Source organism: Streptomyces sp. NBC_00988, assembly GCF_045162645.1.
GTDB lineage: Bacteria > Actinomycetota > Actinomycetes > Streptomycetales > Streptomycetaceae > Streptomyces.
In genome coordinates, this window is record NZ_CP108730.1 from 378117 (window position 1) to 393695 (window position 15579).

Annotated in this window: 14 protein-coding genes and 2 pseudogenes; 7 read left to right on the forward strand and 9 right to left on the reverse strand. The window is 69.1% G+C overall.

Features of this window, described 5'->3' with window-relative positions; translation table 11 throughout:
• Positions 1-32 precede the first annotated feature (32 nt).
• Positions 33-598: pseudogene (locus tag OG496_RS01700) on the reverse strand (NADPH-dependent F420 reductase); the annotation flags it as partial.
• Positions 599-668: 70 nt separating this feature from the next.
• Positions 669-962: a hypothetical protein gene (locus OG496_RS01705; RefSeq protein WP_405969226.1), complete on the reverse strand. Its 294-nt coding sequence runs from the start codon at positions 960-962 to the stop codon at positions 669-671.
• Between the two features lie 1207 nt (positions 963-2169).
• Between OG496_RS01705 and OG496_RS01710 the strand changes: the two genes are divergently transcribed.
• Entirely contained in the window at positions 2170-2388 is a 219-nt protein-coding gene (locus OG496_RS01710) for a hypothetical protein (RefSeq protein ID WP_405969227.1), read from the forward strand.
• Positions 2389-2569: 181 nt separating this feature from the next.
• Here OG496_RS01710 and OG496_RS01715 read toward each other — a convergent pair whose 3' ends face one another.
• Positions 2570-2995: an MOSC domain-containing protein gene (locus OG496_RS01715; protein ID WP_405969228.1), complete on the reverse strand. Its 426-nt coding sequence runs from the start codon at positions 2993-2995 to the stop codon at positions 2570-2572.
• Between the two features lie 128 nt (positions 2996-3123).
• Between OG496_RS01715 and OG496_RS01720 the strand changes: the two genes are divergently transcribed.
• The gene (locus OG496_RS01720) at positions 3124-4662 is read left to right on the forward strand and encodes an MFS transporter (RefSeq protein WP_405969229.1); all 1539 of its coding nucleotides are present in this window, start codon (positions 3124-3126) and stop codon (positions 4660-4662) included.
• A gap of 120 nt (positions 4663-4782) precedes the next feature.
• Here the strand turns inward: OG496_RS01720 and OG496_RS01725 are convergent, their stop codons facing one another.
• On the reverse strand, positions 4783-5709 hold the full coding sequence (locus OG496_RS01725; protein WP_405969230.1) for a helix-turn-helix transcriptional regulator: 927 nt from the start codon (positions 5707-5709) through the stop codon (positions 4783-4785).
• 135 nt (positions 5710-5844) lie between these two features.
• Here OG496_RS01725 and OG496_RS01730 point away from each other — a divergent pair, with 135 nt between their 5' ends.
• A complete protein-coding gene (locus tag OG496_RS01730) occupies positions 5845-6540 on the forward strand; it encodes an SDR family NAD(P)-dependent oxidoreductase (protein WP_405969231.1) in 696 nt (231 codons plus the stop codon).
• Positions 6541-6602: 62 nt separating this feature from the next.
• Here OG496_RS01730 and OG496_RS01735 read toward each other — a convergent pair whose 3' ends face one another.
• Positions 6603-7070 (reverse strand): MarR family winged helix-turn-helix transcriptional regulator, encoded by a 468-nt coding sequence (locus OG496_RS01735; protein WP_405969232.1) that lies wholly within the window; start codon positions 7068-7070, stop codon positions 6603-6605.
• Positions 7071-7406: 336 nt separating this feature from the next.
• On the opposite strand from OG496_RS01735, the gene OG496_RS01740 reads away from it, so the two are divergent.
• From OG496_RS01740 to OG496_RS01750, 3 genes are all read left to right on the forward strand, one after another.
• A complete protein-coding gene (locus OG496_RS01740) occupies positions 7407-7931 on the forward strand; it encodes a YceI family protein (protein WP_405969233.1) in 525 nt (174 codons plus the stop codon).
• A 287-nt stretch (positions 7932-8218) separates the two neighbouring features.
• Complete coding sequence (locus tag OG496_RS01745) at positions 8219-9565, forward strand: glycosyltransferase (protein WP_405969234.1); 1347 nt, start codon at positions 8219-8221, stop codon at positions 9563-9565.
• A 20-nt stretch (positions 9566-9585) separates the two neighbouring features.
• Positions 9586-10584, forward strand: a complete 999-nt coding sequence (locus tag OG496_RS01750) for a methyltransferase (RefSeq protein ID WP_405969235.1) — start codon at positions 9586-9588, stop codon at positions 10582-10584.
• Between the two features lie 83 nt (positions 10585-10667).
• On the opposite strand, the gene OG496_RS01755 is transcribed toward OG496_RS01750, so the two are convergent.
• The 4 genes and pseudogenes from OG496_RS01755 to OG496_RS01770 all read right to left on the reverse strand — a co-directional run bounded on the left by OG496_RS01755 (position 10668) and on the right by OG496_RS01770 (position 14636).
• The gene (locus OG496_RS01755) at positions 10668-11567 is read right to left on the reverse strand and encodes a Ppx/GppA phosphatase family protein (protein ID WP_405969236.1); all 900 of its coding nucleotides are present in this window, start codon (positions 11565-11567) and stop codon (positions 10668-10670) included.
• Positions 11568-11888: 321 nt separating this feature from the next.
• Positions 11889-12059: pseudogene (locus OG496_RS01760) on the reverse strand (DUF427 domain-containing protein); the annotation flags it as partial.
• A 199-nt stretch (positions 12060-12258) separates the two neighbouring features.
• Entirely contained in the window at positions 12259-13053 is a 795-nt protein-coding gene (locus OG496_RS01765) for an SAM-dependent methyltransferase (RefSeq protein ID WP_405969237.1), read from the reverse strand.
• Positions 13050-14636 (reverse strand): DHA2 family efflux MFS transporter permease subunit, encoded by a 1587-nt coding sequence (locus tag OG496_RS01770; protein ID WP_405969238.1) that lies wholly within the window; start codon positions 14634-14636, stop codon positions 13050-13052. The genes OG496_RS01765 and OG496_RS01770 overlap by 4 nt, the downstream gene beginning before the upstream one ends.
• A gap of 81 nt (positions 14637-14717) precedes the next feature.
• Between OG496_RS01770 and OG496_RS01775 the strand changes: the two genes are divergently transcribed.
• Entirely contained in the window at positions 14718-15386 is a 669-nt protein-coding gene (locus OG496_RS01775; RefSeq protein ID WP_405969239.1) for a winged helix-turn-helix transcriptional regulator, read from the forward strand.
• Positions 15387-15579 lie beyond the last annotated feature (193 nt).

Below are 15579 nucleotides of genomic sequence, written 5' to 3' on the forward strand. Positions count from 1 at the left end.
ACTCGCGCTAGTTCGACACGGAATCGGGCGGTAAGTTCCGTGACACCGAGGGCGAATTCCCAGCCCCCCGCCCCGTGGCGTGCGAGGCCCATCGTGAGCAGACCGGCTCCTTCCAGCCAGTGCGCCATTTGCAGGCCACCGGCATCCATCGGGCGCACTCCGAGGCTCTTGACGAACGCCTCCACGCCCGCCCTGGCCTGCGCATTGTCGCTGGCGATGAAGATGTCGGGCCGACCGTTCTCCAGGACATGACGGAAGACGGTGTTGAATCCCTTCACCACGCCGGCAGCGGCCGGGCCAGCTTGGCGACTTCCTGCCCGATCGCGGTGACCTCGCGGTGGGCCAGACCGTCGAACGTGGAACTGAAGGGGTTGCTGACGTCGACGATGACCTTGCCCGCGAGGGCGTCACCGTACTCGGTGACGACCGGGACGACCGGTACGACACCGTCGTACAACAGGACCACGATGACGATGTCCCCGGCCGGGACGGTGCCCCACTCTCCCGTCGCACCGCCGCCGCCGAGAGCCTTGGCCAGGTCAGCGGACTTGGAGCGGTCGCGGCCCATGCCCTCGACGGTGTTGCCGCCAGACTTCGCACTCCTTCACGGGACGCCCACGCCCCGGAGGCCACGTTTCAGCAGGTCAGCGAATTCCGTCTGTTGGCCACTACGCGGGACAGTCCTCAGCCGTCTTGACCACACCGACGCGGACCGTGGCGGTCATGGCCTCACCCGGTGCCGGAGACTGGGTACATACCTTCCACTGAGCCGGCCACTGAACAGGACGCTGGGAGCCGCTCAGGTCCGTCATCTCAACGTTCGTCCCGGCATCGACGGACTGCAGAACCATCGCGGCGGACTGGCCCCGAAAATCGGGCGCAGGCGCCGAAGCAGCCTGCGCTTGCCCGGCCGTACCGAGAACGGACGCCACCAGCACAGCAACAGTCACGATCTTCTTCATAGCCGGTGAACGATCTTCCCCAAGCAATGGCCACCACCCACGCCAATAGATCACCCACCAGGGCGAACGGCGTCGGACTATCCAAAGGACGCACGCTTCCGGGAGGTCACCGACGGAAGGTCATGCCGCCGCTCACGCTACTGACGCTCCTCCCGACAGGATCTCCTTGACGCGCCTGGCCTTGAGGCACACGCCGCACCGCTGGTGCCTGCACTCGCCCGGTGGGCCGACTCACCGGGCCGACAGCAGCTACCAGCGGTGTGGCTGGTCATCCTTCCTGGGCTGCCGACTCTTGGTCGCGGTCGAGGAGCTGGGCGAGTCGCCGGCACACGAGCCTCCGGTACGGGAGATGCAGTCCGAGGATCAGTGTCGGCGGCAACGCCCCACGAGTCCCAAGGGCCGCCTGATCTCACATACGTCCCACAAAACGACTGACGCTACGTCAGGAAACCCGAAAACCACAGGTCAGACCAAGGGGGCCATGGATGCAGCAGGCCTTCTAAGCGCTTGGCCGCAGGTTCGAGTCCTGCCGGGGGCACTCCGGAAAAGACTCCTGACCTGCAGAAATACAGGTCAGGAGTTCTTGCGTTCACGTCAAAACGCACACGGTCTTTTGACCGTTTCTCTTTTCGAGTGACGCAACCGAGTCCACGTGCTACTTCTGGAGCGTTTCCGCAGTTCAAAGGCCATTCGTTGGTGGCTCGTTGGCCATACGTGCCGCCAAGTACCCATCGTGCGGCGCATCTCGGCCCCCACCGTCACGTTCGCTCGAAAACCCCATGCGACCTGCCTGAATGTGCCGAAGGCCACACAGAAGCGCACACGGTCTGGTGGGTCGTTGCCGCTTTCGCCTGAACGCCGGCTTCTCCGTTCCCGCTCCGGTCGTCATCACTGTGTGCATATAGCTGGTCTTCGAAGGGTGGAGAGCCGGTGTTGGGTCTGTCCGGCCTGGCGGCGGAGCCGGACGCCTCCCCTCCGCCCAAGGTAATGAACGACCGCCCGTTGCAGCGGAGTTGACGGACCGCCAGAATCGCTCTGCCAACTGCTCACAGGAGGCTCCTTGACTTCACCGCTTCATACGTGGACACAGCCGGACGGCTGTTCCGGGGCGATCTAAGCCCCGCCGCGTACCGCTGGAGACCACTTGACCCAGGTCAAGTGCGTCCGGATCCAGCGGAGATAGCGAACAAGTCAATGGAGGTACCGAGTGCCGGCCAACTCGACGCAGCAGCTCGCCTGTACGCATCCCGGGCGTGATGTCGCGATCGTCAGTCTGTGTGCTGTTGTGGTTTCTCTCGTCGCGGTCATCGTGGTGATGGCCTTCCACGGCAATCCCCTCGCGACTTTCGGTGCGAGTGGCAGCGCCTTCGCTGCGGCCTTCAGCGGAGGCATGGGCGTATTGTCCCACCTCAAGCGCACCGTGTAGTGACCCGGGAGGGGCGACCTGGACCGGCTGCCCCTCAGAGGTCGTCCCCGGTCGCCATTCCTCACGGCGGGTGCGAGAGTTCCGGTGCCTCCCGGAGGCCGGCCGAATGAGGGCCTGTCGCCATGCCTGCCGGGGGCATCGCTTGCTTTGGCAGGTGGTCAGGCGGCCTCCTGCAGCGTGATCACATAGCCCGCGCGGACTGTCCCTGCTTCCAGAACGGGTCGCGGGCGACCGCGCGCATGATGCCGGGATCCGGCGGCAGTTCGTCATGGCCGAGGGTGGGTATCACGCAGCGCGGCGTGGGCACCACGACGCGGAACAGGGCCTCCCCCACGCGCAGGCGTGAGCCCAGCCAGGCGTCCTCCGGGAATCCCGGCCCTGAGTCGGTGTCCACGACCAGGTTCGGGCGGAAGCGGCGCGCGTCGAAGTCTCCGGCGGGATACATGGTCCGCATGCGGGCCAAGGAGGCCGTGGTGACGAGGTGGACCTGGCCGAAGTCGAAGAAGGTTCCCGGGGCCACGCTGCCCGACGTGACGCTCGCCCCGGTGGCGTCGACGACCGCCGACTCCCGCACTGCCTCCGGGACACCGCCCTCGTACTCGGGCACGGCACGTTCGAGACGCGCCGCATGGTCCCGGCCTGTCGATCCGATGCTTCAGCTTCGAGCCGGTCACTGCGACTCCTAGGATGAAGCGTTGCTGGCTGCCCGCGCGGAGGATGCCGACCATGGGGGCCATGACCTCGCCCTCCCGTCCTGCAACCGCCGCCCGAACCGCCGGCGATTCCACCCGGCCGCCCGCCGGCCTGCCCAGGGCCGGCCTCGCCGTGCTGATCACCGCGGTCTTCCTGCCCCAGGTCGACTTCTTCATCGTCAATGTCGCGCTTCCCACGATCCAGTCGTCGCTGGGGGCGAGTGCCGGCGCGCTCGAACTCGTCGTCGCCGGCTACGGGACGGCCTATGCCGCAACACTGGTTCTCGGCGGGCGGCTGGGCGACATGATCGGCCGCCGGCGGATGCTGCTGACAGGGATGTCCGGCTTCGTGCTCACCTCGTTGGTCTGCGGGGCGGCTCCCGGGATCGTCGTCCTGCTCGCGGCGCGGATCCTGCAGGGGGCCGCGGCGGGTCTGGTCGTCCCCCAGGTGATCGGGACGCTCCACGCGACGCTGAGCGGGGAACGGCGGCACCGGGCCCTGGGGCTGTACAGCTCGGCCGCGGGCGCGGCGATCGTGGTCGGCCAGGTCGTCGGTGGCCTGCTGGTGACCGCCAACGTCGCGGGCACCGGATGGCGGCCGATCTTCCTGGTCAACGTGCCGATCGGTGCGGTGGCCCTGATCGCGGCCGGGCGCCTCGTCCCGGAGTCCCGCTCACCGCATCCGCTCGGGCTCGACCTGGTGGGGACGCTCCTGTTCGCCGGGACCCTGGTGGCCCTGCTGGTGCCGCTCGCGGAGGGACCGACGATCGGTTGGCCCCTGTGGAGCTGGGTCGCGCTGGCGCTGGTGCCGGTGCTCGCGGCGGCGACGGTGGTCGTCGAACGCCGAGCCGAGGCGGCCGGGCGGGTGCCGCTGCTGCCCCCCTCGCTGCTGCAGCTGCGGTCGATGAGGCGCGGCTTCGCGCTGCACCTCCCCTTCATGCTCAGCTACGGCGCCTTCATGTTCGTGTTCGCCCTCACCGTGCAGACGGGCCTGCACAGCGGGGTGCTCGGCGGGGGTCTGGCGGTCCTCCCGCTGGCGGTCGCCTACTTCGTCGCGTCCCTCGCCGCGCCGCGTGCCATCGCCCGGTTCGACGCCCGCCGTGTCGTCGCCGTGAGCGCGGTGGCCGTCGCCCTCGGCCTCCTGGTGCTCGTCCTGGTCACCGTGACGACGTGGCCGCGGACCGACTACTGGGCGTTCGCACCGGGACTCGTGCTGGCGGGGGCCGGCCAGGCGCTCGTCTTCGCCTGCCTCTTCCGGCTGATCCTGCTCGATGTCCCCGAGCACCTGGTGGGGGTGGGGGGCGGTGTGGTGACCACGGTGCAACAGTCCGGCCTGGCGCTCGGGGTGGCGACGCTAGGCACGTTGTTCGTCGGACTACTTGAGAAGACCGGCGTCGGTACCGCCTTCGTGGTGTCGCTCGCGGTCCAGGCGGCGATCATGCTCGCGATCGCTGCCGGCTCGCTCACCCTGCCCCACCTCCGCGCACGACCGGGGGAGACCGGGGTCGCGGTCGACGCGTGGCCGCCCGCGGACCGCAGGAGCGGCGTGCTCCACAACGGGTTGATCCGCCGCCGCGGCTGATCGTCGGACACCCGCCGCTGACCAGGAGCGAACGGCCGGACGGTGGCCCATGCCCCACTGGTCGGTCTGCCGCGCCGCGGGGCTGACCCGACGGCCGGGCCGACTGAGCGCGGGTCGGGCTCAGCCGGTGTCGGCGACCAGCCTGGTCAGCCGCTCGACGGTGTCGGGGTCCGCGGGGAGCAGCACCTGCAGCCGAGTCGTCGAGCCGGGCGCGACCCAGGTGTTGGAGACGGTGAAGGTCATCCGGCCGACCGCCGGGTTGTCGATCTGTCGCGGCACCCCGGCGTCGACACCGCGGACGGAGTGCCGGTCCCACAGTTCTGCGAACTCCGACGACTCCGCGCGAAGCCGCGAAACCAGCGCCTTCCATCGGCTGTCGTCGACATGCTCGGCCATGGCGACGCGCAGGTTCGCGACCTGGCGAGCCGCGGCCTGTTCCCAGTCGGCGACGCGTTCGCGCCAGCGAGGCTCGGTGAAGGTGAGCCAGACGCAGTTGCGCTGGGCGATCGGCACCTTGTCGAGGTCGGTGATCAGCAGGCGCATCGCGCTGTTGTAGGCGAGCAGGTCGAACTTGCCGTTCTGTACGCAGGCGGGGTACGGGTCGAGCTTGTCCAGCACGGCGTGCAACTCGGCGCTCACGGCGTTGCACTCCACGACCACCGCGTCGTCCGCGGCACCGGCGAGCCGGTAGAGGTGGTGGCGCTCGTCGTGGTCCAGGCGCAGCGTGCGGGCGAGCGCGTTGAGCACCTGCGGCGAGGGGCGTACATCGCGGGCCTGCTCCAGGGCCGTGTACCAGGTGACGCTCATCCCGGCGTGCTGAGCGACTTCCTCCCTGCGCAGACCGGGAGTGCGCCGCCGAGTGACCGCCACGACACCGAGCTCGCTCGGCGACATGCGCTCGCGCCGGCTGCGCAGGAAGACGGCGAGTTCTCGGCGCCGGACGGCCGCGGCGTCGGAGTCGCCGCGACTCCCGAGACCGATGGCATCACCGGAACCGGGCGACGGATCGACCGGCTCCTCGGGCCGCGGCACGGTGTACACAACCATCAGGATCCTCCGGGGGCCGGCCACCCTCCAGTCAGTCCGGAAGCTAGCATCAGCAGTGACTTGATACCACTTTTGGAACGGGAAACGATAGGGCCATCGGCCTTGTGCACCCTGCTCTGAAGGAGCCCTCCTACTGTGTCCGCCGTTACGCCCCCCTCGCCGCATCCCGCTGACGCACGCCACCTGCTCGTGATCGGTGCCGGCCCCGGCATCGGCGCCGCCACCGCCCGTCGCTTCGCCCGCGATGGCTACCGGGTGACCCTGGCCGCCCGGCACCGGGACAAGCTTGAGGAGCTCGCCGCCGACCTGGGCTCGACCGGGGCCGAGGTGGCCGTCGTGCGGGTCGACGCGGCCGACCCCGGGCAGCTGCGCGAGGCGTTGAGCTCGCTCTACGCCGCCCCGAACCCGCCCGGCGTCGTGCTGTACAACGTTGCCCGGCTGACGCCTGACGACCTTCTGTCGGTCGCGCCCGCGGACCTGCTGGGCGCCTACGCCGTCAACGTCGTCGGCGGGGTGGTGGCCGCCCAGGTCGCAATGCCGGCCATGCGGGCCGCCGGCGGCGGCACGTTGCTGTTCACCGGTGGCGGCCTGGCCGACCAGCCGCACCCGAGCCTCGCCACGTTGTCCCTGGGCAAGCTGGGGCTGCGCGGGGTCGCGAACCTGCTGGGCACCCAGCTCGCCGACGACGGCATTCGGGTCCTCACCCTCACCGTCAACGGGGCGGTCGAGCCGGGCACCCCGTTCGACCCCGACCACATCGCCGAGCGGTACCGGCGGGCGATCGACGACGCCAAGCCGGGTTTCGCCGACGAGCACTTCAACGGGGCCTGAGCCGACTCCATCCGGACCAGAGCGGCAGCAGGCGTTGGACAGCCTGCTGCCCACTTCCCCCGCTAGCTGAGCGCCTTGGCGATGGCGTGCATCGCTTCCGCGAAATCGGGCAAGGTGGAGCGCGGGACATGATCGAGAACGCGCTCCCGCACGCTCCGCAGGTGCACAGGGTAGGCCCGCTGCAATCGCTCCAACCCCTTCGCCGTGAGGATGACTTCGACACCCCGCGCGTCATCTGCGGAACGTCTCTTGACCACCAGGCCATCGGCAGCGAGGGCGTCGACCAGACGCGTCGTCCTGCTGCCTGACAGGTAGACACGGTTGGCGAGTTCAGCGACCCGCAGTACCTGATCGGGCGCTTCGGACAGGTGCGTCAGCGCACTGTAGGTACTGAGCGAGAGGTTCGCGCCGCGTTGCAAGTCGTCGTCGAGGTACCGCGGCGCCAGCACGAAGAAGCGGGCGAGATCTCGCCATGCCGGCTCCTCCATGGCGTCCAGTGGTTGAAGGTTCGTGGGTGGGCCATCCGTCATGGCTTCAGCATACTTGCAGCTGCAGGCAGCTATTGAGTTGCCGACGCCTCCACCTGCCCCAAGCTGCCACCACCCCGCTTCAGGTCGCACCAGTCGCGAGCGCTGCCGACGCCCCCTCACAGACACCACCTGACCGCGCCGTCCAGCCGGTTCGCGGGCATGACCATTCAGCTGACACTCCCCCACTCGTCACCACACATAACCCTTCCATCACGTACTGTTACTTGCCTGCGCAGGCAGCGATTGATAGATTGGCCATCGCCACAGACGGAACCGAGTGCCGTCCCATTGCTCGCGGCTGCCCTGACACGCCACTCAACGAAGGACCTCGATGCCATGTCTACTTCCGCAACCGCCCTCCCGGCGCCGCCGACCGGGCGCTACATCATCGACGGCTCGACATCGACCGTCACATTCATCACCAAGCACATGTTCGGCCTGGGCAAGGTTCGCGGCAGCTTCGCCGTGACGCGCGGCGTGATCATCGTTCCCGACCAGGTCGACGACTCCACCGTGGACGCCGAGATCTCCGCTTCGAGTTTCTCGACCCGGAACTTCATCAGGGACCCCCAGGTGAGGTCGTCCCTGTTCCTCCATGCGCGCCGCCACCCCACCATCTCCTTCCGGACCAACGGCATTCAGCGCCGGCCGGACAGTTGCACGGTGTCGGGAACCCTCACAGTGAAGGGGAAGTCGGCGCTCGTCGATCTCACTGTGACGGACATCGACATCACTGGCGCATCGGCTGTCTTCACCGCCCACGGGACGATCGACCGCTACGCGCTCGGAATCACCAAGATGCGCGGCATGGCGGCCCGCCACCTGTCCGTCGAAATCAGCGCCCGCGCCTACAAGGCATGAACAGCCCGGACCGAGCGGTCACCGTTCCGCGATCCCGGCCTTGAACTCCGGCGTGGACGAGCGGCGAGCCCGCGGCTTCTTCTTCCCCGCGCTCTCCAAGGTGGACATCCTTCCGGGACTCGACCTCTGATCTCGGATGTCCGCCGAAGCGGATCAAGCCGTGTCCTGCTGCGCTTGATCCCCGATCCCCGATCCCCAGAGGCACTTCGGCCCCGGCCGCACATATACCCACCGGTTGCCCACCGATCTGTCCGAGACCACGTTCCCGCCCATCCGGAAAAGAGACCATGACAAAGATCATTGTCACAGCGGGCCCTGTGCCGGGCCATGTCGTACCCCTCGCGGCGATAGCGGCCGACCTGACGAAGCGCGGACACGAGGTTGTCTTCTACACGGGCGCCCAGTTCGAAGCGCAGATCAGCACGACCGGGGCGCGGTTCGTCCCGCACCCCGCGGAGGTCGACGTTACTCTCGGCGCCCTGGACACCGCGCTCGCCGAACGCGAGAAACTCGCCCCGCTCGAACGTATCGTTTTCGACATCAAGCACCTCGCGGCCGACCAGGCGCCGATCCACGACAAGCGCCTTCAGGAGCTGCTCGCCGAGTTCCCCGCGACCGTGGTGATCAGCGAGCCGATGTCCTTCTGGACGCTGCCGACGGCCCTGCGCGCTCCCCGTGGCCGGCGCCCCCTCCTGGTGAACATCGGCATCGCGCCGCCCGCCTTCAGCAGCGCGGACACCGCGCCCTTCGGACCGGGACTGCTCCCGCCCACCACCGACGAGGAACGTGCCCGCTACGACGACATGCGCGTCCAGATGGGGGCGTTCTTCGCTGATCCGCAGCAGTACGTGGAAGGCGTCTTCACCGCGATGGGTGTCACACTGCCCGCACCCCTCTTCGATGCCATGGCCACGGTCCCCGACCACCTGCTTCAGCTGACCGTTCCCGCCTTCGAGTACCCGCGCAGCGACGCCCCGGAGGGCTTCCGCTTCATCGGTCCTCTCCCGGCCGCCACCGACAGCGCATTCGAACTCCCCGACTGGTGGGCGGAGTTGTCCACCGGCAGGCCGGTTGTCGTCGTCACGCAGGGCACCGTGGAGAACGGCGACTTCTCCCAGCTCCTCGTGCCCACGCTCCGTGCGCTGGCGGACGCGGACGTGACCGTCGTGGCCGCGACGGCACGCCCCGACGGCCCCGACATGGTGCGGGCAGCGCTAGGCGGTCAGGTTCCCGCCAACGCCCACCTCGCCGGGTTCGTGCCCTTCGAGCAGTTGCTGCCGCTCGCCGACGTCCTGGTCACCAACGCCGGATACGGCGGTGTCCAGACCGCGCTGCGGCACGGCGTCCCGCTCGTCGTCGGCGGCGAGACCGAGGACAAGCCCGAGGTCGCCGCCCGCGTCGAGTGGTCCGGCACCGGCGTCAATCTGCACACCGCCCGCCCCGGGACCACCGCCGTCCGTGCCGCCGTGGACGACGTACTGAACGACCCGCGATACCGCAAGCGCGCGAGCGAGATCCAGACCCAGTGCGCCGGGTACCGGCCCTTCGACGCCGTGGCCGAAATAGTCGAGCAGGCCACAGCAATGGTCGAGCAACCACGGCTCGGCCCGCGGCGGGAAGGGGACGAGCTGTGACGGTCACACCCTTCACTCTGATGCAACTCAGTTCCGGGCTGTTCGCGAGCAAGACACTCGCCGTCGCCGTTCAGTTGGACGTGTTCAGCATGGCCACGGGCGACGGGATCACCGTCGAGGAGTTCGCCGCCGCACGAGAGTTGCGGACACGTCCGGCGGGGATGCTGCTGACCGGATGCGCAGGTCTGGGGCTGCTGGAGAAGGTCGGTGACCGGTTTCTGGCGTCGCCGCTGGCGCGCGAGTACCTGGTACCCGGAACCCGTTACTACTTCGGCGACTTCGTCACCATGCTGGACGAACGGGTCTACGCGGGCTGGATGCGTCTCGCCGAGGCGGTGCACACCGACGCGCCGACCGTATGGGACTCGGCGCAGCGGGATTCGCTGTTCGACGATGCCGATCCCGTGACGGTGCGGACGTTCTGGCGGGGCATGCACTCGTTGTCGACGTACACGGCCCGGGCCGTCGCCGAGGCGTACGACTTCGGTTCGGTGCGGCGGTTGCTGGATGTCGGTGGTGGCGGTGCCGCGTTCACGATCGAGCTGTGCCGGGCCTACCCGACCCTGGAAGCGACGGTCTATGACCTGCCGTTCGTGTGCGAGCAGACCGCGGAGCGGATCGCCGAGGCTGGCCTCAGTGACCGGATCACCTGCGTGGCCGGCGACTTCTTCGCCGAAGAGAAGCTGCCCGGCGGGCACGACGCAGCTCTCCTGTCGTCGGTGTTGCACGACTGGAGTGCCGAGGAGAACCAGGTCATCCTCGACAAGGTCGCGGCGGCGCTCGCGGACGGCGGCCGGATCCTGGTCGCTGAACTGCTGATGGACGACGACGAGTCCGGACCCGCGCCCGCCGCGTTGTTCAACCTACTCATGCTCGTGGAGACTCGACGCGGCAGGAACTACACCGGCGCCGCGTACGAGCGGTGGCTGCGGAGGGCCGGATGCGCTGCGGTGGAACGCGTTCCGGTCGCCGGGGTGAGTGCGAACGCCCTCGTCGTGGGGACAGTCGCCCAGCCGTGACCGCCCTGCAACGGCCCGCCTCGGCGAACAGCTCCCAACGGGTCATACCGACCGGCGACGCTCGCGGAACAGAACGTTGAGGTTCAGCCGACGAGGCGGGAGCGGTCCGCCGTGGTGCGGGGCACGCCGAGATGTTCCAGCAGGAGTCCTTCCCGGGTGGACCAGGGGCAGATCTCGACGCTCTTGGCCCCGCAGGCTTCCAGCAGAGCCTGGGCGATCAGGGCTCCGGCCAGGGACTGTTCGGCGCGGTGCCGGGAGATGCCCGGCAGCTTGCCACGGCGGGACGGCTTCGCCCCGGCCAACAGGGCGACCGTGGCACGCAGTTGGGGCAGGGCCAATTGCCGTGCGGCTCGCGGCGCCTTGCCCCGGGCCGCGGCGAGCCGGGCGAGCTGCTCGAAGGTTTTGGAGCAGGCCAGCACCCGCCCGCCCGGTTCGGCCTGCGGCAGGTCGGGAACGGCTTCCAGGGACTGGCGCAGGTACTTCCGGATCTCGGTCAGGCGGCGTGGGGACGGTGCCGTGTTGCCGGGCAGCCAGTCCCGGGTGATCCTGCGCGCGCCCAGCGGCAGCGAGTGGACTGTGTGGGGCTGGTCTTCGGTGCCGGAGGCGATCTCCACGGTGCCGCCGCCGATGTCCAGCACGAGCAGGGAGCCGGCCGCGGGGCCGGCCCACTGGCGGGCGGCCACGTAGGCCAGCCGCGCCTCCTCCTCGCCGGTCAGGACACGCAGGTGGGTGCCCGTGGTGCGTGCCACGTGCGCGATGATCGCGTCCCGGTTGGGCGCGTCCCGGATGACGGAGGTGGCGAACGCGAACACCTCCGGGCCGCGCGGACGCGGGTTCGCGGCGACCGCCTCGGCCACTGCTCGCTCAACGCTCCGCACGCCGGCCCGGTCCAGCCGTCCCTTGTGGTCGAGGGTCTCGTGCAGTCTCAGCCGCACCTTGCGGGAGAACACCGGCTCCAGCACCACACCTGGGCGACGCCGCACAACCGTCAGCAGAGCACTGTGGCACCCGACATCGAGCACACCTGCCTGCCGCACCCCATTGCCTCCTCTGGCCCTGTGCTCGACGGGACCGGCTTCATCTCCCATCCTCCGACAGCCCGGACGACGGCGTGACGGGAGTTCCGGTCCACCGCGTGAGCCTATCGTCACCAGCCGTGCACCCTCCGACCCGTTCCCGAACAGCAGCCCTGGTCGCGGGCGGAGGGGGCAGCATGGCGGGGTGGTTGGGCGCCGGGCCGCCCGGTCCCGCCGTGCCCCTGCTTGGAGGGGCGGGAGCAGGCACGCGACCTCCTCCCTCGACTGTCAGGCGCCGGCCTGGAGATCCACTTGGTCGGTGTAGAAGGCAACGTGGCCGGCGATGTCCGCGACGGCGTCGTACGGCTCGGGGTAGAACCACACGGCGTCGGCCCGCACGCCGTCGGCGAGGGCAAGGCTGTAGTACGACGCGCCGCCCTTGCAGGGGCAGTACGTGTTGGTGGCGAGCTCGACCGCGGTCTGCTTGGCCTGCTTGCCGGCGCGGACCAGCGCGATGGCACGTGCCCGGAACTCCGGAGGATAAGGGCGAGGCATGACTGCCAGCCTCCCGTGAAGGACTGTCAGTTAGCCACCAGAACTGGAACCCAGGACCTGGGGCAGGTCACAGGGATCAGCACCTGACGACAACCCGAAGAGATCAGTAGTCGGCGTCGTTGGTGAAACAGCCGCGCCAGACTTCGAGGGAGCCGCCTGCGAGCGCGGTGGCGTAGTTGATGACGCGGGTATAGCCGTCGTCGAGGAGCATCGGTAGTGCGGGTCCGGCGGGCAGGCCGTTCGTGAGGGTTTTGTCGACCCAGTCCTGGACCCATGTCGACTCGTTCGTCCATTCGACCGTGGCGAACCCCGCGTCCTTGACGCGGGCGAGCAGTGTGTCGGCGGGGACGACGAAGCTGTCGGTGCTGTCGAGTGACCAGGGCATGGGCCAGGGCAGGTCGGCCTGGTGTGGTTGGCAGACTTCCCAGACGGCCAGGCGTGCGCCGGGGGCGAGGCGTTCGGCGATGTGACGGAACCAGGTGGTCTTGTCCCGCACGTTCATCTGGACGTGCATGGTCAGCGCGGCATCGAAGACCGGATCCGGCCGGAAGTCGGCGATGTCCTCCGCGTGGAACTGGACGAGGTCGCTGAGTCCGGCCCTGGCGGTGAGGTCGCGTGCGGCGTCGACGTAGGCCGGGGTGATGTCGATGCCGACGACGTGGTTGCCGGTGCGGCGGGCGATCTGGCGTGCGGGTCCGCCGAATCCGGAGCCGACGTCCAGGACGACGTCACCGTGTACAAGGGCGAGGGTGGGGATGAGCAGGTCGACGGCGGCGGCGCCGCCGATGTGGAACTGGTCGAGGTTGTCCAGGGCGCCGTCGGCCGAGGCGTCGAGATCGTGATGGTCGCTCAGGAGTCGGTCGATGGTCTGGTGGACGGCGGTTTCTCCGTAGGTCATGACACCGGGTCCTTTCGGTCGCTGGTGGCGTCGGCCAACTCGGCCGGCTGGTGTTCCGGTCCGGGCTGTTGCGCGGGTTGAGCGGGCAGGTAGACGCCGGCGAGCACCGCACCGGCGAGCGCGACGACTCCGGCCACGACGCACCCGACACTGAGACCGTGGTCGAAGGCGCCGGTCGCGGCCTGACGTACGACGTCGGCCGCGGCGGCCTGGCCGTGGGCGGCGAGCCGGTCGGAGACGCCGAACGCCGCCCCGACGGACTGATGGACGAGGTCCCTCAGCGCGGGCGGCAGTCCCGCCGGGAGCGCGGTGTTGAGCCGCGCGTCGTACAGCGAGGCGTACACGCTGCCGATGACCGCGACACCGAGGGTTCCGCCGAGCAGGCGGGTGGAGTCGTTGACAGCAGAGCCCACGCCGGCCTGGTCGGCGGGGACCGCGCCCATGATGGACTCGGTCGCGGGCGCGGAGGTCAGGCCCATGCCCAGGCCGTAGACGACCATCTGGACGGCGATGATCCCGTAGCTGAGTGTTGGGGAGATGTCGCTGGCGACCCAGAAGTAGAAGACCGCCTGGAGGGCCAGCCCGGCGGTGACGATCGCCTTGGTGCCGGCCCGGACCGCCAGCCGCGTCCCGAGGGTCGATCCGACGGCGACGGAGACCGCGACCGGCAGCAGGTGGACTCCGGTGGACAGGGGGCTGTACGTCCGGACGAACTGGAAGAACTGCGTCATCAGGAAGATGAATCCGAACAGCGTGAAGAACGCGATCGTGACCGAGGCGCTGGCGGCGCTGAAGCGCATGTCGCTGAAGAGCCGCACGTCGAGCATCGGCTCGTCGGCGCGGCGCTCGCCGACGATGAACGCGATCAGCAGAAGCACGGAACCCGCGAAGCCGGCGAGTGACGCCGCTGATGCCCAGCCGCGGCCTGGGGCCTCGATGATGGTGTAGACGAGCAGCCCCATGAATCCCCCGGACAGGACCAGGCCCAGGAAGTCCAGGCGGTGCGGGGCAGGGTTCCGCGACCTGGGGACGAACCATGCGACCAGGGCGATGACGGCCAGTGACACCGGGCCCAGGGTGTAGAAGATGCTCGACCAGCTGTAGTGCCCGAGCAGGAAGCCGCCCGCGATCGGCCCCAGCGCGATGGCCATACCGGCCGTCGCGCCCCACAGGCCGATGGACAGCGCCCGCTCCTTGCGGCTGGTGAAGACGCCGGTGAGCAGTGAGAGTGTGGCCGGGAACGTCATCGCGGCTCCCAGACCCATCACGGCCCGGGCCGCGATCAGCTCCGCCGGGGTGCCGGCGTACCCCCCGACGAAGCTGGCCACGCCGAACACCAGCAGACCGGCCATGAGCATGCCTTTGCGGCCGAAGCGGTCGGACAGGCTCCCCGAGGTCATCAGCAGGGCGGCGAACACGAGGTTGTAGGCATCCACCACCCATTGCAGCTGCGCGGTGGAGGTTCCCAGCTCACGCGTCAGCGTCGGCAGCGCCACGTTGACCACAGTGGTGTCGAGGTTGATCACGAACGAGGCCATCAGCAGGGCGACGAGCACAAGCGGTTTCGACGGTGTACGAGTCATGGTGGAAGATTAAGCACATGTGGTTTAGTTTTTCTACTGCATGATCTGGAAAATAAACCACCGGAGGGCTAGGCTCACGGCATGCGGAGCTATGGTCAGTACTGTTCGATCGCCCGGGCCCTCGATGTCGTGGGGGACCGCTGGGCACTGCTGGTGGTCCGGGAGCTTCTGCTGAAGGGCCCGTGCCGTTTCACGGACCTGAAGAACGGGCTGCCGGGCGTCGCGGCGAACCTGCTGTCGGGCCGCCTCAAGGAACTTGAGGTCGCCGGGCTGGTCACTCGCGAGGACGCGCCGCCGCCGGTCGCCACCGGCCTCTACTCCCTGAGCGAGACCGGTCTCGCGCTGGAGCCGGTACTGAAGGCGCTCGGGTTGTGGGGTCTGCGGTTCATGACCGTCGAACGGCCGGACGACGCATTCCAGGCACAGTGGCTGGCCTACGCCCCGGCGTGGTTCACCACCGACGCCGATCCCGACGGCCCACCCGCGGTCATCCAACTCGTCGCGTCCGACGAGTTGGCCGTCATCGAGCTGCGAGACGGCCAGATCCACACCCGGCTCGGCCGCGCGACCGACCCGGACCTCGTCCTGGACGGACCGCCCCGTGCCGTCCTCGGACTGCTCAGCGGCATGATCGATCTCGAACGCGCCGGCCAGATCGGCCTGTCCGTCCGCGGCAGACGCGACCTGCTCGCCCGTTTCCGCCCGGTCCCGCGGGACCCGGTCCGCTGCGAGGACGAGGTCCGCCCATGAGCAGCGACGCCGACCTGTCGGCCATGACCGCGCACGTCGATGTCCGGATCCGGCGCCACGTCCTACGGCATCGGCGTTTTACGGCTGCCTGAGTCATACGCCACGGCCGAGGGCACCCTGGGGTGCTTCCAGCAGATCCACCGCGTACGCCGACTCCTCGCTCGCCGGCGGATGACCGCCGGCCCAGTGACAT

Coding starts and splice junctions, on each gene's coding strand:
- OG496_RS01725 (WP_405969230.1), bottom strand. CDS start 5,709: ATGGTTGTGTACACCGTGCCGCGGCCCGAGGAGCCGGTCGATCCGTCG.
- OG496_RS01740 (WP_405969233.1), top strand. CDS start 7,407: ATGTCTACTTCCGCAACCGCCCTCCCGGCGCCGCCGACCGGGCGCTAC.
- OG496_RS01720 (WP_405969229.1), top strand. CDS start 3,124: ATGACCTCGCCCTCCCGTCCTGCAACCGCCGCCCGAACCGCCGGCGAT.
- OG496_RS01750 (WP_405969235.1), top strand. CDS start 9,586: ATGCAACTCAGTTCCGGGCTGTTCGCGAGCAAGACACTCGCCGTCGCC.
- OG496_RS01770 (WP_405969238.1), bottom strand. CDS start 14,636: ATGACTCGTACACCGTCGAAACCGCTTGTGCTCGTCGCCCTGCTGATG.
- OG496_RS01775 (WP_405969239.1), top strand. CDS start 14,718: ATGCGGAGCTATGGTCAGTACTGTTCGATCGCCCGGGCCCTCGATGTC.
- OG496_RS01705 (WP_405969226.1), bottom strand. CDS start 962: ATGAAGAAGATCGTGACTGTTGCTGTGCTGGTGGCGTCCGTTCTCGGT.
- OG496_RS01745 (WP_405969234.1), top strand. CDS start 8,219: ATGACAAAGATCATTGTCACAGCGGGCCCTGTGCCGGGCCATGTCGTA.
- OG496_RS01765 (WP_405969237.1), bottom strand. CDS start 13,053: ATGACCTACGGAGAAACCGCCGTCCACCAGACCATCGACCGACTCCTG.
- OG496_RS01735 (WP_405969232.1), bottom strand. CDS start 7,070: ATGACGGATGGCCCACCCACGAACCTTCAACCACTGGACGCCATGGAG.